Origin of the sequence: Microbacterium sp. NPDC090014 (assembly GCF_044748285.1) — a bacterium.
In the GTDB taxonomy this organism is placed as follows: Bacteria; Actinomycetota; Actinomycetes; order Actinomycetales; family Microbacteriaceae; genus Microbacterium.
On the sequence record NZ_JBIVFS010000001.1, the window covers coordinates 2,042,703 to 2,060,354 of the forward strand.

At 67.4% G+C, this 17,652-nt stretch carries 19 protein-coding genes; 11 read left to right on the forward strand and 8 right to left on the reverse strand.

Translation table 11 applies throughout. From position 1 onward, the window contains the following. Positions 1-16 precede the first annotated feature (16 nt). Positions 17-715: a response regulator gene (locus tag ACIPV5_RS09595; RefSeq protein ID WP_187249520.1), complete on the reverse strand. Its 699-nt coding sequence runs from the start codon at positions 713-715 to the stop codon at positions 17-19. Next, on the reverse strand, positions 712-1,983 hold the full coding sequence (locus ACIPV5_RS09600; protein ID WP_400340907.1) for an ATP-binding protein: 1,272 nt from the start codon (positions 1,981-1,983) through the stop codon (positions 712-714). The genes ACIPV5_RS09595 and ACIPV5_RS09600 overlap by 4 nt, the downstream gene beginning before the upstream one ends. Positions 1,984-2,144: 161 nt before the next feature. Here ACIPV5_RS09600 and ACIPV5_RS09605 point away from each other — a divergent pair, with 161 nt between their 5' ends. After that, entirely contained in the window at positions 2,145-3,584 is a 1,440-nt protein-coding gene (locus tag ACIPV5_RS09605) for a cation:dicarboxylate symporter family transporter (protein ID WP_053099083.1), read from the forward strand. A 60-nt stretch (positions 3,585-3,644) separates the two neighbouring features. On the opposite strand, the gene ACIPV5_RS09610 is transcribed toward ACIPV5_RS09605, so the two are convergent. Beyond that, positions 3,645-3,821 (reverse strand): DUF5302 domain-containing protein, encoded by a 177-nt coding sequence (locus ACIPV5_RS09610; RefSeq protein WP_091232420.1) that lies wholly within the window; start codon positions 3,819-3,821, stop codon positions 3,645-3,647. Between the two features lie 39 nt (positions 3,822-3,860). Beyond that, complete coding sequence (locus ACIPV5_RS09615) at positions 3,861-4,433, reverse strand: DedA family protein (protein ID WP_400340910.1); 573 nt, start codon at positions 4,431-4,433, stop codon at positions 3,861-3,863. 154 nt (positions 4,434-4,587) lie between these two features. Here ACIPV5_RS09615 and ACIPV5_RS09620 point away from each other — a divergent pair, with 154 nt between their 5' ends. From ACIPV5_RS09620 to ACIPV5_RS09645, 6 genes are all read left to right on the forward strand, one after another. Then, positions 4,588-6,513: a GDSL-type esterase/lipase family protein gene (locus ACIPV5_RS09620; RefSeq protein ID WP_400340912.1), complete on the forward strand. Its 1,926-nt coding sequence runs from the start codon at positions 4,588-4,590 to the stop codon at positions 6,511-6,513. A gap of 292 nt (positions 6,514-6,805) precedes the next feature. Next, positions 6,806-9,082: a polyribonucleotide nucleotidyltransferase gene (locus tag ACIPV5_RS09625; RefSeq protein WP_053095817.1), complete on the forward strand. Its 2,277-nt coding sequence runs from the start codon at positions 6,806-6,808 to the stop codon at positions 9,080-9,082. Positions 9,083-9,298: 216 nt separating this feature from the next. After that, the gene (locus tag ACIPV5_RS09630) at positions 9,299-10,327 is read left to right on the forward strand and encodes an aldo/keto reductase (RefSeq protein ID WP_053095818.1); all 1,029 of its coding nucleotides are present in this window, start codon (positions 9,299-9,301) and stop codon (positions 10,325-10,327) included. An 80-nt stretch (positions 10,328-10,407) separates the two neighbouring features. Further along, complete coding sequence (locus ACIPV5_RS09635; protein WP_400340914.1) at positions 10,408-11,010, forward strand: histidine phosphatase family protein; 603 nt, start codon at positions 10,408-10,410, stop codon at positions 11,008-11,010. A gap of 70 nt (positions 11,011-11,080) precedes the next feature. Next, a complete protein-coding gene (gene dapB, locus ACIPV5_RS09640) occupies positions 11,081-11,821 on the forward strand; it encodes a 4-hydroxy-tetrahydrodipicolinate reductase (RefSeq protein WP_320488061.1) in 741 nt (246 codons plus the stop codon). Beyond that, on the forward strand, positions 11,821-12,255 hold the full coding sequence (locus ACIPV5_RS09645; protein ID WP_083569321.1) for a hypothetical protein: 435 nt from the start codon (positions 11,821-11,823) through the stop codon (positions 12,253-12,255). Before dapB ends, ACIPV5_RS09645 begins: the two co-directional genes overlap by 1 nt. A 6-nt stretch (positions 12,256-12,261) precedes the next feature. Here ACIPV5_RS09645 and ACIPV5_RS09650 read toward each other — a convergent pair whose 3' ends face one another. The 3 genes from ACIPV5_RS09650 to ACIPV5_RS09660 all read right to left on the reverse strand — a co-directional run bounded on the left by ACIPV5_RS09650 (position 12,262) and on the right by ACIPV5_RS09660 (position 13,769). Further along, positions 12,262-12,687, reverse strand: coding sequence for an OsmC family peroxiredoxin (locus ACIPV5_RS09650; protein ID WP_056278497.1), 426 nt, complete (start codon positions 12,685-12,687; stop codon positions 12,262-12,264). Between the two features lie 85 nt (positions 12,688-12,772). Next, a complete protein-coding gene (locus ACIPV5_RS09655; protein ID WP_320488062.1) occupies positions 12,773-13,339 on the reverse strand; it encodes a DUF4395 domain-containing protein in 567 nt (188 codons plus the stop codon). 16 nt (positions 13,340-13,355) lie between these two features. Further along, positions 13,356-13,769: a thioredoxin family protein gene (locus ACIPV5_RS09660; RefSeq protein ID WP_400340917.1), complete on the reverse strand. Its 414-nt coding sequence runs from the start codon at positions 13,767-13,769 to the stop codon at positions 13,356-13,358. A 96-nt stretch (positions 13,770-13,865) separates the two neighbouring features. Here ACIPV5_RS09660 and ACIPV5_RS09665 point away from each other — a divergent pair, with 96 nt between their 5' ends. The 3 genes from ACIPV5_RS09665 to ACIPV5_RS09675 are packed head-to-tail and all read left to right on the forward strand — an operon-like array spanning position 13,866 to position 15,909. Further along, on the forward strand, positions 13,866-14,675 hold the full coding sequence (locus tag ACIPV5_RS09665) for a thymidylate synthase (protein ID WP_320488063.1): 810 nt from the start codon (positions 13,866-13,868) through the stop codon (positions 14,673-14,675). Then, entirely contained in the window at positions 14,672-15,148 is a 477-nt protein-coding gene (locus ACIPV5_RS09670; RefSeq protein ID WP_400340919.1) for a dihydrofolate reductase, read from the forward strand. Before ACIPV5_RS09665 ends, ACIPV5_RS09670 begins: the two co-directional genes overlap by 4 nt. Next, on the forward strand, positions 15,148-15,909 hold the full coding sequence (locus tag ACIPV5_RS09675) for an SDR family NAD(P)-dependent oxidoreductase (RefSeq protein ID WP_400340921.1): 762 nt from the start codon (positions 15,148-15,150) through the stop codon (positions 15,907-15,909). The genes ACIPV5_RS09670 and ACIPV5_RS09675 overlap by 1 nt, the downstream gene beginning before the upstream one ends. 60 nt (positions 15,910-15,969) lie before the next feature. On the opposite strand, the gene ACIPV5_RS09680 is transcribed toward ACIPV5_RS09675, so the two are convergent. Then, the gene (locus ACIPV5_RS09680; protein ID WP_072591150.1) at positions 15,970-16,509 is read right to left on the reverse strand and encodes an NUDIX hydrolase; all 540 of its coding nucleotides are present in this window, start codon (positions 16,507-16,509) and stop codon (positions 15,970-15,972) included. 112 nt (positions 16,510-16,621) lie between these two features. Here ACIPV5_RS09680 and dapA point away from each other — a divergent pair, with 112 nt between their 5' ends. After that, on the forward strand, positions 16,622-17,599 hold the full coding sequence (gene dapA / locus ACIPV5_RS09685; protein ID WP_053095829.1) for a 4-hydroxy-tetrahydrodipicolinate synthase: 978 nt from the start codon (positions 16,622-16,624) through the stop codon (positions 17,597-17,599). Positions 17,600-17,652: the final 53 nt, after the last annotated feature.

Consider the following 17,652-nt stretch of genomic DNA (forward strand, 5'->3'; position numbering starts at 1 on the left):
GGGTGCCGCGCCGGCATCATTCGTCTCCGTCGACGCGTCTCGTCCAGCGGTACTCCGTCTCCGGGCGTCCACGTGCGCCGTAGCGAGCGCTGCGTGTGATGATGCCCGAATCGGTGAGATGCTCCAGGTACCTCCGTACGGACACGCGAGACATCCCGAGTCGCGCGGCGGCCTCGCTCGCCGAGACCGCGGCGCTGGAGGAGCGCAGCTCTGTCGTCACCTTCTGCAGCGTCGCGGTCGACAGCCCTTTGGGAATCGGGATCGTCCCCGTCGTGCGCCCGAGAAGCGCATCGATCTCCGCCTGGGTCGCCTCTCCGGCCGTCGACCGTGCCTGCTCCCGATGGATGCGATACGCGGTGAGACGCTCGTGGAACACCGCGAAGGGGAACGGCTTGACGAGGTACTGGTAGACGCCGAGAGCTGCCATCTGTCGGACGGTGTCCGCATCGCGCACGCCGGTGATCGCGATCACATCGACGGCAGCGTGTCGGGCACGCAGCCCTCGGAGCACATCGATGCCGGAGCCGTCGGGCATCGTGATGTCGAGAAGGACCAGGTCGAACGGCTCGTCGTGCGGCTGATCGAGCACGGCGGTCAATGCGGCCCTGGCGCCGGTGCACTCGCCGCCCACGATGAAGCCGTCGATCCTCTCGAGGTACGAGCGGTGGAGCTCGAGTGTCAGAGCGTCGTCATCGACGATCAGCGTGCGGATCATGGGCTCCTGCGTCCTCTCGCCGGCGGGAGGGTGACGGTGAACGTGGTCGGATGAGCGGAGAGCTCCACAGTGCCGCCCACCCCGGCCACCACCGCGCGGACGAGAGCGAGCCCGACTCCGCGCCCGTGGTTGCTTGCAGGCTTGGTCGAGAAGCCCTGGGTGAAGACGCGCTCGCGCAGGTCGGAGGGTATGCCGTCCCCGCCGTCGGAGACCTCGAGGACGATTCCGCCGTTCTTCGAGGGGCGCAGCGAGACCCCCACCCAGCGCTCAGCACCGGTGGCGGCGGCATCCATGGCGTTGTCGATCAGGTTGCCGAGCACGGCGACGCTGTCGACGGGGGAGAGGGGGGAGGCGGGAGTGTCCGGGTCGATGCTCACCCGCCAGTCGATCCCGCGCTCCCTGGCCTGCGACGCCTTGCCGAGAAGCAGGGCACCGACGGCGGGATCGCCGGCCTGTCGTGCGGTGACCTGATCGACGAGCGACTGACTCTGGCGCGAGGTCTCGGTCAGGATGTCGATCGCCTCCTCGCTACGGCCGAGCTCGAGAAGCGCGACCGCCGTGTGCATGCGATTGCCGTGCTCGTGCGTCTGAGCGCGCAGCGCGTCGCCCAGAGTGCGCAGGGATTCGTATGACGACACGGCGTCCCTCACCTGACCCGGCGGCAGGTCTCCTGCGATACCGCGCGTGAACCGGCGAGCGATCCACGCGCCGAGCGCACCGAGAGCGATGAGGCCGACGGTGATGCCGAGTGACAGGGGGAGACGACGGATCAGGGTGTCGGAGATGGTCTCGGTCGTCACGCCGGCCGAGACCCAGCCCACCGGTTCGCCATCGGAGGCGAGTACCGGAACGATGGTTCGCACCGAGGGCCCGAGAGTGCCGGTGAACACCTCGGTGAAGGTTCGAGGCGTGTCGGGGATGGTGCCGAGGTATCTCGCCCCGATCTGCTCGATGTCAGGGTGGGTCACGCGGGTGCCGTCAGGCGTCATGATCGTCACGAAGTCGAGATCCGCGTCCGAGATCACATCGAGCGCATAGGGCTCGAGGGTCTGCGTGGCCGTTGCGGCATCGCCGACCTCGAGGGTGTCGATCACGAGCGGTGACACGGCGAGAGTCACTGCTGTCGCCGCCGTGACGCGCTCGGCCTCGGCATGCGTGGCGCGTTGCGCATCGATCACGAGGAAGACGGCGACCAGAGCTCCCACGACGAGCGCGGCGACGAGGAGCACGGCGAACACCCGTGAAGCGATGCTGCGGGCAGGTCTCATCGCGTCCTTCCGATCGACGGTGATCGCGGAGTCCGGCATATCGGTAATGACCAATACGACCACAAATGGCTTTGCCGAGTGATGTCCGCGACCGTGAGCTTACCGAAGGCGAGGGCGCCCGAGGGCATGAGACGAAGACGTTCATGATCAAGGAGGAAAACATGGCCATCACGACAGGGTTCTCGCTTCCCGGATTCCATTGGCGGCGCGGCAAGCAGGCATGGGACAGGCATACGTGGCTGTACGTGTCGGTCATCATCGCCGTCGTGCTCGGAGCCGCGGTCGGCCTCATCTGGCCCGAGGTCGGACAGAGCCTCGAACCGATCGGCAAGGGCTTCGTCTCTCTCATCAAGATGATGATCGCGCCGATCATCTTCTGCACGATCGTGGTGGGCGTCGGCTCGATCGCCAAGGCAGCGACCGTCGGCAAGATCGGCGGACTCGCGCTGCTCTACTTCATGGTCATGTCGACGTTCGCGCTGGCGATCGGCCTGGTGGTCGGCAACATCATCCACCCCGGTGCGGGCCTCGATATGGCGAACTCCAGCTATGACGCGACAGCGACCGAGGCGAAGACCACCACGGAGTTCATCCTGGGCATCATCCCGACGACGTTCTTCTCCGCCTTCACGGGCGAGAGCGTGCTGCAGGTTCTGTTCATCGCGCTGCTCGTCGGCTTCGCACTCCAGGGACTCGGCGAAAAGGGCGCCCCGATCATGGATGCGGTCAAGAACCTCCAGAAGCTGGTCTTCCGCATCCTGGGCATGATCTTGTGGCTTGCACCGCTTGGCGCGTTCGGAGCCATCGCCGCGGTCGTCGGCAAGACGGGCATCGCCGCGATCTGGAGCCTCGGCGTGCTGATGGTCGCGTTCTACATCACCTGCATCCTGTTCATCGTGGTCGTGCTCGGAACCCTGCTCTTCGCCGTCACCCGGGTCAACATCTTCAGCCTGGTGAAGTACCTCGCCCGCGAGTACCTGCTGATCGTCGGCACCTCGTCATCTGAGTCCGCCCTTCCGCGTCTGATCGCGAAGATGGAGCACATCGGGGTATCCAAGCCCGTCGTCGGCATCACGGTCCCCACCGGGTACTCGTTCAACCTCGACGGCACGGCGATCTACCTCACGATGGCGTCGCTCTTCATCGCGACCGGCATGGGGCAGCCGATGACGATCGGTGAGCAAATCGGCTTGCTCGTCTTCATGATCATCGCCAGCAAGGGTGCCGCCGGTGTCACCGGAGCCGGACTCGCCACCCTCGCCGGCGGGCTGCAGGCTTACCGTCCCGACCTGGTCGACGGCGTCGGCGTGATCGTGGGCATCGACCGGTTCATGTCGGAGGGACGGGCCCTGACGAACTTCACCGGCAACGCGGTGGCGACGCTGCTCATCGGCACCTGGACGCGCCAGATCGATCGCGAACGCGTGCAGCAGGTGCTGAGCGGCGCGCTGCCGTTCGAGGAGTCCTCGCTCGACGGCGTGGATGACCACGGCATGGCGGACGAGAGCACGGCCGTGGACATCCAGGGCCTCAAGGAATCCGCGCTCGACGAGATGGCGGCGAAGGAGGAGCGGGCACGGGCGCGCGCGGCGCGAAGCTGAGCTGCCTGCTGAGAAGAGGGATGCGGGAGTCGACGGCAGTCGGCTCCCGCATCCGTGTGGTCAACCGCTCTTGCGTCGGAACTCGCGCCGCGTCTGCGGGGCGGGCGCGCCATGGACGGCGGAGTCGCCATCCAGGTGGGCCTCGCCCTGCCGGTGGTGCGCGTTCTTCTTCTCGAGCGCTTCCTTGAACTTGCGCTTCATCTCCTCGCTGGAGGAGGCGCCTTCTTCGGTGCTCATGCTCGCCAGCCTAGGGCACGCATCTGAGGCATGGGTGGATCAGTTCCGTGCTCGGCGCGACACGACATCGATCGCGGCGCCGAGCCCGACGGCGACGACGACGGACACGAGGACGGCGACCAGAGGGCCTCCCGGAAGCAGCACGGCGACGATGGCGCCCACGGATGCCTGGTAGGCGGACCACCCGAACGCCGCGATCGTCACGAGCGGCAGATACCGAGCCGGCGGGATCCGCGAGGCCCCTGCCATGAGGTTGATCGCCAGTCGAGCGAAAGGGACGAAGCGCGCGGTGAAGAGCACGGTGGCGGTCCCGCCGTCCAGACGCAGCCGCGCCCAGGTGAGCGCTCGGCGCACTCGGGGCGTGCGCATCCAGCGCCACCTGTCGACGCCCACGCTGCGACCCACGAGATAGCAGGTGACGTCTCCGGCGACCGCGGCGATGCCCGCCCACAGGATCACACACCACAGGGGAGGATCGCCGGTCGTCGATGCGACGGCGCCGAGCGCGGTCACCGCGATCTCTCCCGGAACCACCACGAAGAACGAGTCGCCCAGCACGAGCAGGCTCATGACCACCAGAGCCCAGGGGCCGTCGAGCAGTTCAGTGGACACGTTCCCACCGTGGTCGTCGGAGGTGAACGGGAACCAACGCCGGGATAGCCGGTGAAGAGCCGTCCAGCATCCGGTGAACTTCTGGTGCTCCGACCCGATTCGCGCCTCGGGTGGGAGTCGAGGGCTGCATCCTGAGGACGTGAGAGTCGCGATCGTGACAGAGTCCTTCCTTCCGCACATGAACGGTGTCACCGGATCCGTCCTGCAGATCCTCAGTCACCTCGAACGTGCTGGCCATGATGCGCATGTGATCGCGCCCGATGGGACCGGCATCCCCGGGGAGGTGCACGGAGCCGCTGTGGAAGCGGTCCCCAGCCTCGCGCTGCCGGGGTACCGCAGTGTGCGCGTGGGAACCCCGCCTGCACGTCAGGTCGCGGCATCGCTGCGACGCTTCCGCCCCGATGTCATCCACCTGGCTTCGCCCTTCGCCCTCGGATGGCGAGGCGCGCTCGCCGCAGAGCACATCGGCGTCGCCGCCGTCGCCGCGTACCAGACCGATGTCGCGGCATACACGCAGAGGTATCGCATCCCTGTGGCGACCGGTGTCGCCGAATCGCACATCGCGCGGCTCCATCGGCGCGCGACCATCACGCTCGCGCCGTCGCCCGACTCGGCGCAGCAGCTCGCGCAGCTCGGTGTGGATCGCATCCGTCTGTGGGGGAGAGGCGTGGATGCCGAGCGGTTCCAGCCGGCCCGCCGGAGCGCGACACTGCGCGCGGAGTGGGCGAGCGAGGTCGTGATCGGCTACGTGGGCAGGCTCGCACCCGAGAAGCAGGTGGAAGACCTGACAGTGCTGCAGACGATCCCCGGTGCGCGACTCGTGATCGTGGGGGACGGACCGAGCAGGCCTCGACTCGAGTCCCTGATGCCCGGTGCGTGCTTCCTCGGGCACCTCGAAGGCGACGCGCTCGCAGCAGCCATGGCATCCTTCGACGTGTTCGTGCACCCGGGAGAGAGCGAGACCTTCGGACAGACCCTACAGGAGGCCCACGCCAGCGGGGTGCCCGTCGTCGCCACCGGTCGCGGCGGCCCCCTCGGCCTCGTCCGGATGGGAATCGACGGATGGCTCTACCGTCCCGGCGATCTCGGCGACCTGCGGATGCGCGTGGTCGACCTCACCGGCGACGGCCGCAAACGCCGGGCGTTCGGCGCAGCAGGACGCGAGGCCGTGCAGGGTCGCAGCTGGGCGAACGTCTGTTCTCAGCTGATGGGGCATTACGAGGAGGCCCGAGAGCTCAGGATGATCGATGAGGGAGCGCGCGCTCGCCGCCTGACGCGGCCGGAGCCCATCGCCCCGGTGCAAGCGCGCACCTGGCGGCGTTACGTGGCGCTGGGGGACTCGCTCACGGAAGGCCTGTGCGATCCGGCACCAGATGGTGCGCTCCGTGGATGGGCCGACCGGCTCGCCCTGCTGCTCGCCGCACGCGGAGGTCTCCGGTATGCGAACCTCGCCGTCCGGTCGAAGCGTGTGCGTGATGTGTGCGGCACCCAGCTCGATCGAGCGCTCGAACTGCAGCCGGACCTCGTGTCCATCCTGATCGGCGCCAACGATCTGGTTAAGTCGACGGTCGACGTGCCCGCGCTCGCCGCGGAGCTCGAGGGCGCGGTCACCCGGCTCCGCGACATCGGGGCCGACGTGCTGCTCGTCACTCCGTTCCTGCCCCGTCGGAGAGCGGCCGGGATCTACACCAGGAGGTTCGCGGCATTCGCCACGGCACTGTCCGGCATCGCCGCGCGGACGGGCGCGATCCTGATCGACACCGACCTGTACCCGTCGCTTCCGGATCGCCCGAACTGGGGGGAGGACCTCGTCCACCTCAGCAGTCGTGGTCACAGATTCCTCGCGTATCGCGCGGGCGAGGTCCTCTCGGTGCCGCACGCCGACGCGCTGGGGGCGCTCGATGCCGCGCTGCATGAGAACGAGCAGATCGGCGCGGGACTGTGGTGGCGCCGCCATGCGCTGCCCTGGGTGTGGCGACGACTGCACGGTCGGGCGGCCGGCGATGGCCGGGTCGCGAAGCACGACGACTACGTCTATCTCGGACGATCGAGCGCTCCGCAGGACGTCAAGGTCCACTGAACGAACCCGCCGCGGACGGAAACGGAGGACATTCAAGGGCGCGCTGATAGGCTGGAGGAGGTCGACGTGTGTCGACCGCACAACTTCATATCGACTCATGGAGCGATCGGCGGAGAGCTGGTCCCCTGTGGTGGGTTCCTCGGCGCGACGTCGGGTGGCTTTCTACTGGTGGCCAGCGCAGGTGAGATTCGCGGGGATGCCCGCGCGCCCGTATCCGGCTGAATCCGCTCCTTCATGAATGCGCTCGCGCGTCACACGGACTCGCGAGTCTAAACAAAGAAGGAGAGACCTCTTGGAAGGTCCTGAAATCACCGCCACCGAGGCCGTTCTCGACAACGGCCGCTTCGGCACCCGCACCATCCGCTTCGAGACCGGCCGCCTCGCGCAGCAGGCTCAGGGCGCAGTCGCCGCGTACCTCGACGGCGAGACCATGCTCCTCTCGGCCACCAGCGCAGGCAAGCACCCGCGCGAGGGCTTCGACTTCTTCCCGCTGACGGTCGACGTCGAAGAGCGTTCGTACGCAGCAGGCAAGATCCCCGGCTCGTTCTTCCGTCGTGAGGGACGTCCCTCGACCGAGGCGATCCTCGTCTGCCGTCTGATCGACCGTCCGCTGCGTCCGTCGTTCGTCGACGGCCTGCGCAACGAGGTCCAGATTGTCATCACCGTCCTGTCGATCGCCCCGGGCGAGTTCTACGACGCCCTCGCGATCAACGCGGCTTCCGCGTCGACGCAGATCTCGGGTCTCCCGTTCTCGGGTCCCGTCGCCGGTGTGCGCCTCGCGTTCATCCCCGGCCACGGCGAGCACGCGGACCAGTGGGTCGCGTTCCCGACGGCTGAGCAGGTCAGCGAGGCCGTGTTCGACCTGATCGTCGCCGGTCGCGTCGTCACCAAGTCCGACGGCACCGAAGATGTCGCGATCATGATGGTCGAGGCTGAGGCCACCGAGGGCAGCTGGAACCTCATCAAGGCCGGCGCCACCAAGCCCGACGAGGCTGTCGTCGCGCAGGGCCTCGAGGCATCGAAGCCCTTCATCGCTCAGCTCGTCAAGGCTCAGGCCGAGCTCGCCGCCAGCGCGTCGAAGGAGCCGGGTGTGTACCCGGTCTTCCCGCCGTACTCCAGCGAGGTCTACGACTTCGTGGCCGAGCGCTCCTACGACGACCTGGTGAACGTCTACCAGATCGCCGACAAGCAGGAGCGTCAGGGCAAGGACGACGAGGTCAAGGACCGCGTCAGGGCGCAGCTCATCGAAGCGGTCGAAGCAGGCAACCTGCCCGCTGGAGCCCCGATCGAGTTCTCCGCAGCGTACAAGTCCGTCACGAAGAAGATCGTCCGCGGCCGCATCCTCACCGAGAGCGTGCGCATGGACGGCCGCGGCCTGGCCGACATCCGTCCGCTCGACGCCGAGGTCCAGGTCATCCCGCGCGTTCACGGCTCCGCGATCTTCCAGCGCGGCGAGACCCAGATCATGGGAATCACCACGCTGAACATGCTCAAGATGGAGCAGCAGATCGACTCGCTGTCGCCGACCACGAGCAAGCGCTACATGCACCACTACAACTTCCCGCCCTACTCGACCGGTGAGACCGGCCGGGTCGGTTCGCCGAAGCGTCGCGAGATCGGGCACGGCTTCCTCGCCGAGCGCGCGCTCGTGCCGGTGCTGCCCAGCCGCGAGGAGTTCCCCTACGCGATCCGTCAGGTCTCCGAGGCGCTGAGCTCCAACGGCTCGACGTCGATGGGTTCCGTCTGCGCGTCGACCCTGTCGCTGCTGAACGCGGGTGTGCCTCTGCGCGCAGCCGTCGCCGGCATCGCGATGGGACTCGTCTCCGATGAGGTCGACGGAGAGACGCGCTACGCAGCCCTCACCGACATCCTCGGCGCAGAGGACGCGCTGGGCGACATGGACTTCAAGGTCGCCGGTACCAGCGAGTTCGTCACGGCCATCCAGCTCGACACGAAGCTCGACGGCATCCCGTCGTCGGTGCTCGCCGGCGCGCTGACCCAGGCTCGCGACGCCCGTCTGACCATCCTCAACGTGCTGAACGCCGCGATCGACGCTCCCGACGAGATGGCACCGACCGCGCCGCGCGTCATCAGCGTGCAGATCCCGGTCGACAAGATCGGTGAGCTGATCGGCCCGAAGGGCAAGACGATCAACGCGATCCAGGACGAGACCGGCGCGCAGATCTCCATCGAGGAGGACGGCACCGTCTACATCGGCGCGACCGACGGCCCCTCGGCCGAGGCTGCCCGTGCCCAGGTCAACGCGATCGCGAACCCGACCAACCCGGAGGTGGGAGAGCAGTTCCTCGGAACCGTGGTGAAGATCGCGACGTTCGGTGCGTTCGTCTCGCTGCTGCCCGGCAAGGACGGCCTGCTGCACGTCACCGAGGTGCGCAAGCTCGCCGGTGGCAAGCGCGTCGAGAACGTCGATGACGTCCTGTCCGTCGGCCAGAAGATCCTCGTGAAGATCACGAAGATCGACGACCGCGGCAAGCTGTCGCTCGAGCCCGTGCTCGACGACGCCCCCGCAGCGGACGCAGCTCCTGCTGACGAGGCCGCTGCCGAGTAATCGCCAGCGCTTCGACACGAGGCCCGGGCTGTCCACACGGACGGTCCGGGCTTCGTCGTATCCGATGTGATCAAACCGTTATGGGAAGTTCTTGCGCCGTTCCCCGTATTGGTCGGGGAGTTCGCAGATCTCGCCTACTCTCGAAGTACGCACCGGGGGGTGCATTTCAGGCAGTGACGCAGGTCGGTACGCACCGATTGACGCGGGGGTGAGGATATGCGGTTGTTCAGTGTAGGCGCAGGAGCGCCGGCCGATCGCGCGCAGCAGGGCGCCGCAGAGCACCCGTCCGCACCCATCCCGATCGTCGGACCCGGAATAGGGGAGACCATCCGCGTCCCTCTCGGCGAGACCGGGCTCGAGACCTTTCCGCTCATGCTCGGTGCGGCGGAGTTCGGCTGGAACGTCGATCTCGAGACGAGCCATGGGATCCTCGACCGCTACGTCGAATTCGGTGGCAACGCCATCCACACCGCCGACGGATTCTCCGGCGGTCGCAGCGAGCACATCATCGGCCAATGGCTGCAGTCCAGAGGGCGACGCGACCGCGCCCTGCTGAGTGTGCGGATCGGTGCTCACGCAGACAATCCGGGTCTCGGTTCGGTGAACCTCGTCCGCGCTGTCGAGGGGTCGCTCACGCGGCTCGGCGTCGAGCGCATCGACGTGCTGTACCTCGACGCGACGCTCGACCGCACGACGAATCTCGAGGACACCCTCGCGACGGTCGAGTGGATGGTCGACGCGGGCAAGATCGGCGCACTCGGCGCATTCGGCTTCGCACCCGAGCGGCTCGTGGAGGCGCGCATCCTCGCCTCGGCCGGGTACCCACGCATCGAGGTCATCGATTCGCCGTACAACCTCGTGCGCCGTCAGCCGTTCGAAGGGGACCTGCGTCTGGTGGCGGGTGCGCAGAGCCTCGCGGTCACGCCGTCGCACGCTCTCGAGCACGGTTTCCTCTCCGGTCGCCACCGCAGCAAGGCGCTGACCTCGCGGGGCGTACGCGGGGAGCAGCTGCGGGGGCATCTCAACAGGCGTGGCACGAAGATCCTGCGGGCTCTCGACCAGGTCGCGACCGAACTCGAGGTTCCCGTGGCCGCCGTGTCCATCGCGTGGCTGCTCGCGCAGCGGACCATCGCGGCGCCCATCGTCAACACCTTCGCGACCGAGCACGTCGACGAGCTGATGCAGGGCGCCGGCGTCACGCTGTCGCGCGCACAGGTCACCGAGCTCACTCGCGCCGGCAACTGAGCGTCGTAACGCCTCTGTCACAGACCTGGCATAGGGTGGAGTGAATCCCGGCGGACGCTGTCGATGAAGCGAGCGAGTTTGTGACGCATTACATATATCTGGTCAGACATGGTGAACATCAGGACGCCGAGCACGGTCTCGCCGACGGGCCCCTGTCGCCGCGTGGCCAGCGTCAGGCCGAACTCATCGCAGATCGGCTCTCGGGACTCCCGCTCGACGCCGTCTGGCACTCTCCGCTCCTGCGCGCCAACGAGACGGCCCGTGCGATCGCCGAGCGACTCCCGTCGGTCGATCCAGAGCCGACCGCACTGCTATTCGACTGCGTGCCCACGGGGATGACCGACGAGACCCCGGCCGCCTACGAACCGTTCTTCGGCTCGGTGACGGAGGCGGAGCTCGATGCCGGGCGTGCTCAGATGTTCGACGCGGTCAACGAGTTCCTGGTGCGCAAACCGGGTGACGTGCACGAGGTGCTCATCACCCACAACTTCGTGATCTCGTGGTTCGTGCGTGAGGTCCTCGGTGCCCCCGAGTGGCGATGGATGACCTTGAACCAGGCGCACTGCGGCCTCACGGTGATCGCCCAGAAACAGGGCCGGCCCTGGACGCTCCTCACTCACAACGACACCGGGCATCTCCCGGTCGAGCTGCGCACCGGCATCCCCGATTCGATGCCCGTCTGATTCCCCGTTGATTCCCTGAGTTCCGGCCCGCCGCGCCGGGCGGATCGACGTCGCGAAATAGACTGAACGCATGACCACCCAGGTAGCACTCGTCGGCGGAACCGGGAAGCTCGGATCGATCATCGGTTCGGTGATCGACGAGCTCGAGGGCTTCGAGGTGACGCGCGTGCTGACGTCTCGTAGCGACCTCGCCGAGCTCGACGGTGCGGACCTGGTGATCGACGCGACCACGCCTCAGGTCAGTGTCGACGTCGTGCGCGCTGCGGTCGAGCGTGAGATCAACATTCTCGTCGCCACGTCAGGATGGTCCACCGAGCGGATCGCACTCGTGCGTCCTCTGGTGGAGAACGCCGGAACCGGGGCTGTCTTCATCCCGAACTTCTCGCTGGGATCGGTGCTCGGTTCGGCTCTGGCCGCAGCAGCCGCGCCGTTCTTCGGATCGGCGGAGATCGTCGAGGCACACCATGAGGCGAAGGTGGATTCGCCGAGCGGCACTGCGGTGCGCACGGCCGAGCTCATCGCCGCCGCACGCGCCGAACAGGGTCCCGTCAGCGCACCGCACGCCGACCAGCGAGCGCGCGGACAGCAGGTCGGCAGCGTGCCGATCCACTCGCTCCGGCGTCCCGGCGTCATCGCCAAACAGGAGGTCGTCCTGTCCGGCCCCGGTGAGTCCCTCACGTTCACGCATGACACGGTCGACCCCGCACTCGCCTACGCCCCGGGCATCCGTCTCGCGGTGCCGTTCGCGGCCCAGGCGATCGGCGTCTTCGTCGGGCTCGAGAGCATGATCGACATCGGCATCCGCTCGTGATGTCGCGGATCGGCGTCGGCCTGATGGCCGCCGCACTGCTGGTCTACCTCGCCGTCGCCATCTGGTTGGCGGTGATGTTCTTCGCTGTCGGCACACCGGTGTCCATCGGCATGGGCATCGCGCTGATCGTTCTCGCCCCGATCGGGGCATGGGCGCTCGTCCGAGAGATGCAGTTCGGGTTCGCTGCCGACCGGCTCGGGCGTGAGCTCGATGCCGAGGGCGGTATGCCCGCGGCGGAGTCCGAGCTGACGCCGAGTGGCCGGATCGCTCGTGCCGACGCTGACCCGCTCATCGCGAGATACGCGGGGGAGGCGGATGCGGAGCCGACGGACTGGCGCGCGCGCTACCGACTCGGCGTCGTCCAGGATGCCGCTGGCCGCCGCAAGGACGCTCGCGCCAGCATCCGCGAGGCGATTCGCATCGCTCGCGGATGACCGACGTCAGGCGAGCGTGGCCTCGAGCGTGATCTCGATGCCGGCGAGCGCCTGCGATACGGGGCAGCCGACCTTCGCCTCGGCAGCGATCGACTGGAACTCCTCAGGGCTGAGCCCGGGGACGACCGCGTTCACGTTGAGGTGGCTTCCGCTGATTCCGACACCGGGCTTGAAGGTGACGGACGCGCTCGTGTTGACGCGCTCCGGCGGAGTGCCGTTCTCGGACAGCGCGTGAGACAGCGCCATGCTGAAACACGACGCGTGGGCTGCGGCGATCAGCTCTTCAGGCGTGGTGGTGGTGTCGCTGCCCTCGCTGCGGGCCTTCCAGTTGATCGGGAAGGTCCCGAGCTTCGATGAGGAGAACGCCACTGTGCCCGAGCCCTCGGTGAGGGATCCGGTCCAGGTGGTGGTGGCTTCGCTGGTGACGGGCATGATTCCTCCGTTGTATCGCGCGCTGCTCGATGCGGGTCGCGTGTGCGGCCAGCCTATCGAGCGTGGGCGTGCGGCGGAACAGCGCTCAGGCGGTCGACGCCGCGCGACCGAGGATGCCTGCTCGCTGCAGCAGCAGATAGATCTGGCATCCGAGGCAGAAGGAGAACGCCGCATTGAGGAAGGCGGCGATGAAAGCGGCGGCGGTCGCGATGGGCAGCGCCCACGGGACCCCGGCGAGGTGCAGCACGAGACCGATCGTGACGACGACGAGACCGACACCCTGGGCGAACCGCGGTGGACGCGGATCCTCGAGCTCGGTCGGAGCGGCCAGTCTCGGACGGATGACCCTGCGGAACACGACGCCCCATGGTGCAGTCGCGGGTGACAGGACGCCCCACAGGAACAGCAGGGCGATCACGATCGTGAGGAGGAACCCCGGGTCCAGCGCGCGCTGTGCAAGGGTCGCCGACGTCACGGCCCACGTGGCCGAGCCGATGTCGGCCGAGTCGAGCGGCTGATAGGCGAACCAGCCGAAGGTCCGTGCGGTCGAGATGCCGACCAGCGCCAGATATGTCGCGACGAGCAGCAGCACTGTCGTGATCGTCGCTGCGAATCGCGGGCCGCGGGGATCGATGCCGGCCGGTGTCGTCATGTGCTTTCCGTCCTCGTCATACGGTTGCCAGCGCGTCGTTCAGCGCGTGTCGATGGGGCACGCCATGGAAGCGTGCGCGGACGGCTCCTGATCCGTCGACGATGAAGGTCGTCGGTGTCTGCATGACCTTGTATCGAGCCGACAGATCCGGTCGATGCGTCAGGTCGACCTCCACGTGGTCCAGGCCCTCCGATTCTGCGACGTAGCTGCTGAGCATGCGTCGTACCTGGGGGCAGCGGGTGCACATCTCGGTGCTGAACTGCACGACTGTCGCTCTCGCGCCCAGGCGCGACACGCCCGCGTCGTTCGGATCGAAGCGCAGATGGCCGCCTCCGCGACGCCGTCCGTCGAGAAGTCTCAGCACGACACCGATCGTGCCGGCGAGCACGAGCAGCGCTGCGGCGACGAGAAGGGCGACGGCGGGTGACATGCGTCGAGAATACGGGCGATCCGGCACCGCCCGGGCCGATATGTCGCATCGTGACGATCCGACTCGACAGCTCCCAGGGCGGGTAGTCTGGCACACATGAGCGCAGCCGTCCCGACGCCGTACGAAGACCTTCTCCGAGACGTGCTGGAGTCCGGCACTCACAAGTCCGATCGAACAGGAACCGGCACCACCAGCGTCTTCGGGCGGCAGATCCGCTTCGATCTCTCCGAGGGCTTCCCGCTCATCACCACGAAGCGGGTGCACTTCAAGTCGATCGCCTATGAGCTCCTCTGGTTCCTCAGGGGCGACTCGAATGTGAAGTGGCTGCAGGAGCATGGTGTCACCATCTGGGACGAATGGGCGGATGCCGACGGCGATCTGGGTCCGGTCTACGGAGTGCAGTGGCGCAGCTGGCCGACGCCGGAGGGTGAGAGCATCGATCAGCTCGCTCAGGTGATCGAGCAGATCCGGCAGACGCCCGACTCCCGGCGACTCATCGTGTCTGCCTGGAACCCGGCGGACATTCCCGACATGGCGCTTGCTCCCTGTCACGCCCTGTTCCAGTTCTACGTGGCGGACGGCAAGCTCTCCTGCCAGCTCTATCAGCGCAGCGCCGACCTGTTCCTCGGCGTCCCGTTCAACATCGCGTCCTACGCCTTGCTGACGCTGATGGTCGCCCAGCAGGTGGGACTCGAGCCGGGCGACTTCGTCTGGACCGGGGGTGACTGCCACATCTACGACAATCACCTCGACCAGGTGAATGAACAGCTCACGCGCGAACCGTATCCATACCCGACGCTGAGGTTCGCCCGGAAGCCCGAGTCGATCCTCGACTACGACTACGAGGACTTCGTCGTCGAGGATTACCAGCACCACGCTCCGATCAGGGCGGCGGTCGCGGTATGACCTGGGTCGGGCTGATCTGGGCCGAGGCGCACGGCGGCGTCATCGGAGCAGAGGGCGGCATGCCCTGGAACGTCCCCGAGGATCTCGCTCACTTCAAGGAAGTCACCCTCGGCGCTCCCGTGATCATGGGTCGCAAGACGTGGGACTCGCTCCCTGAGCGCTTCCGCCCGCTTCGAGGGCGAGAGAACATCGTCATCACCCGCCAGCAGGACTGGTCCGCGGACGGCGCCCGACGTGCCGCGACCGTCACGGACGCGGTGCGGGGCCACGAGAAGGTATGGATCATCGGCGGCGCCGAGATCTTCCGCCTGGTGATCGCCGACGCCGACCGCCTCGAAGTCACCGAGCTCGACATCGAGGTCTCCGGCGACGCGTATGCGCCGTCCAAAGCCGGGTGGCGGCTCGTGAACGAGGGGGAGTGGCAGACGTCGCGCTCCGGCATCCGGTTCCGCTTCCTGGGATACGAGCGCTGATGCCCACCGCACTGATCACCGGAGCGAGCGCCGGCCTCGGCGCAGAGTTCGCGCGCCAGTTGGCCCGGCGCCGAGCCGATCTGATCCTCGTCGCACGTTCCGCCGGCGATCTCGAGGTCGTGGCGGCCGAGTTGCGCAGCGAGCACGGTGTCGCGGTCGAGGTGCTTCCCGCCGACCTGTCGATCGATGAGGATGTCGAGCGCGTCGCCGACCGTCTCCGTGATGCCTCCGATCCGGTCGACCTTCTCATCAACAACGCAGGCTTCGGCCTCCCGCTGCAGTTCGCCGACAACGACATCGACGACGAGGTGCGCCATCTGCGCGTTCACGTCGAGGCGTCGATGCGGCTCATGCACGCGGCGCTTCAGACGATGCGCGGCCGCGGGGGCCGGATCATCAACGTCGCGTCCGTCGCAGGGTTCATCTCGCGCTCCACGTATTCCGCGTGCAAGAGCTGGTTGATCGGATTCAGCCGCTGGGCGAATGTCGAGTACGCACGCGACGGAGTGACGGTCACCGCCGTCTGCCCGGGTTTCACGCACACGACCTTCCACGAGCGGATGGGACTCGAACCGGGGCACGAGGGCGTTCCCGGCTTCATGTGGCTCGACGCGCGGAGTGTGGTCCGCGAGGCGCTCCGTGACGCGGCGCGCGGAAAGGCCGTCTCGATCCCCTCGCTGCGTTACAAGGCGATCGTCGCTGTCGCGTCCCTGCTTCCGAGCGCGCTGACCTCCGGCGTCGCACGTCGCGGCCGCGTCTGATCTGAACGTCGACCGCGTCCCGCTGCGGGCGCGCCGTGCGCGAATGAGGGCGCTAGGAGATCAGCGGAATCTGCCCAGACGGATACCGGCGTATCCGATCGCCGCCACGGTCTCTCCATCGGTGATGCGGCCATCGGAGATCATGCCGAGGACGTCGGAGAACGGTACCCAGGTGACGGCGTCGATGCCCTCCTCCGCCTGCGTGCGAGTGGAGTCGTCGGACGGAGTCAGACCCCGAGCGAGGAACACGTGCTCGGGGGCGTGGGCGATCCCGTTCAGGGCGTTCATCGTTCCGAGTTCCGTCCAGTCCTCGGCGACGAAGCCCGTCTCCTCGAGCAGCTCGCGCTGCGCTGCCGCGAGCGGTTCTTCGCCGTCGCTTCCTCCGGCAGGAATCTCGATCGACACTCCGGTCGTGTAGCGCTCGAGAGTGATGAGGCAGACGCGGTCCTCGTCATCGAGTGCGACGACGAAGACTGCCGGATGCCGCATGGTCACCACGCCGTAGATGCCATCGCCCCCGGGCCCCGTGACCTGGTCCTCCCGAACCTCGATCCACCGGTTCTCGTACACCGTCGACGATTCGCGTGTGACCCATGCCATGGAGTCGAGCCTATGTGGATCCCAATCAAGATGATGGTCGCGATCGTCCGGGGAGATGTCATCCGCCGTCCCTCGTCTGGGTGAGCGGCATTCGAACCGATACGCTGGGGGCATGACGCACTCGGGCAACCCCTTCGGACAGGTTCTCGTCGCGCTCGTCACTCCGATGACGGCCGACGGCGAAGTCGATTGGCCCGCCGTCGAGAAGCACATCGATGACGTCATCACCGCCGGTGCTGACGGAATCGTCGTGACGGGAACGACCGGCGAGACCTCGACCCTGACGGACCCTGAGAAGCTCAAGCTCGTCGAGGTCGGAAAGTCGGTCTCGGCCGGACGCGCCAAGATCATCACCGGCGGTGGATCCAACGAGACCGCGCACGCGATCGAGCTCTACAAGGCGAGCGAGAAGGCCGGCGCAGACGCCATCATGATCGTCACGCCGTACTACAACAAGCCGACCCAGGCCGGGATCCTCACGCATTTCCGCCTGGTGGCCGACGCCACCGACCTGCCGGTGATCCTCTACGACATCCCCGGTCGCACCGGCGTGCCGATCAAGTACGAGACCATCCTGCGCCTCGCCAAGCACCCGAACATCCTCGCAGTGAAGGACGCCAAGGGCGACTTCTCCGAGGTGAGCCGCGTCCTGAACCAGACCGACCTCATGTACTTCTCGGGAGACGACGCGAATGTTCTGCCGCATCTCGCCATCGGCGCGACCGGCCTGATCGGCGTGACCGCCAACGTCGCGGCGGCTCCGTACCGCACCATCATCGACGCCGTCAACCGAGGCGATCTGACGACGGCCACGGCAGAGCACAAGAGGCTCGAGCCGCTCGTGCGCGCGGTCATGACGCATGTCCCGGGAACCGTCGCCGCGAAGTACATCCTGCACGGCCTGGGCCGGATCTCCAGCCCCCGCGTGCGTCTGCCCCTGGTGGGTCCCGAAGAGTGGGAGGCCGCGCTCATCGAGGACGAGCTCGATCTCGTGAGGGACGTTCCGGGAGCAGACTTCTCCAACTTCCGCCCCGACCGCAACGCGGCCGCGGGCGGCGCCCTGCCGAAGGTGCACGGCACGACCCGCTGAGAACGCACGCGCCGAGGCGCGTCACCATGAACGAACGGACGCGTGGAGTGTCC

Bases quoted from the DNA above. Each gene is read 5' to 3' on its own strand.
- ACIPV5_RS09660 (WP_400340917.1), bottom strand. From the start codon at position 13,769: ATGTCACCCGCCGTCGCCCTTCTCGTCGCCGCAGCGCTGCTCGTGCTC.
- ACIPV5_RS09670 (WP_400340919.1), top strand. From the start codon at position 14,672: ATGACCTGGGTCGGGCTGATCTGGGCCGAGGCGCACGGCGGCGTCATC.
- ACIPV5_RS09650 (WP_056278497.1), bottom strand. From the start codon at position 12,687: ATGCCCGTCACCAGCGAAGCCACCACCACCTGGACCGGATCCCTCACC.
- ACIPV5_RS09600 (WP_400340907.1), bottom strand. From the start codon at position 1,983: ATGAGACCTGCCCGCAGCATCGCTTCACGGGTGTTCGCCGTGCTCCTC.
- dapB (WP_320488061.1), top strand. From the start codon at position 11,081: ATGACCACCCAGGTAGCACTCGTCGGCGGAACCGGGAAGCTCGGATCG.
- ACIPV5_RS09680 (WP_072591150.1), bottom strand. From the start codon at position 16,509: ATGGCATGGGTCACACGCGAATCGTCGACGGTGTACGAGAACCGGTGG.
- ACIPV5_RS09630 (WP_053095818.1), top strand. From the start codon at position 9,299: ATGCGGTTGTTCAGTGTAGGCGCAGGAGCGCCGGCCGATCGCGCGCAG.
- ACIPV5_RS09610 (WP_091232420.1), bottom strand. From the start codon at position 3,821: ATGAGCACCGAAGAAGGCGCCTCCTCCAGCGAGGAGATGAAGCGCAAG.
- ACIPV5_RS09675 (WP_400340921.1), top strand. From the start codon at position 15,148: ATGCCCACCGCACTGATCACCGGAGCGAGCGCCGGCCTCGGCGCAGAG.
- ACIPV5_RS09605 (WP_053099083.1), top strand. From the start codon at position 2,145: ATGGCCATCACGACAGGGTTCTCGCTTCCCGGATTCCATTGGCGGCGC.
- ACIPV5_RS09655 (WP_320488062.1), bottom strand. From the start codon at position 13,339: ATGACGACACCGGCCGGCATCGATCCCCGCGGCCCGCGATTCGCAGCG.
- ACIPV5_RS09595 (WP_187249520.1), bottom strand. From the start codon at position 715: ATGATCCGCACGCTGATCGTCGATGACGACGCTCTGACACTCGAGCTC.
- dapA (WP_053095829.1), top strand. From the start codon at position 16,622: ATGACGCACTCGGGCAACCCCTTCGGACAGGTTCTCGTCGCGCTCGTC.
- ACIPV5_RS09645 (WP_083569321.1), top strand. From the start codon at position 11,821: ATGTCGCGGATCGGCGTCGGCCTGATGGCCGCCGCACTGCTGGTCTAC.
- ACIPV5_RS09665 (WP_320488063.1), top strand. From the start codon at position 13,866: ATGAGCGCAGCCGTCCCGACGCCGTACGAAGACCTTCTCCGAGACGTG.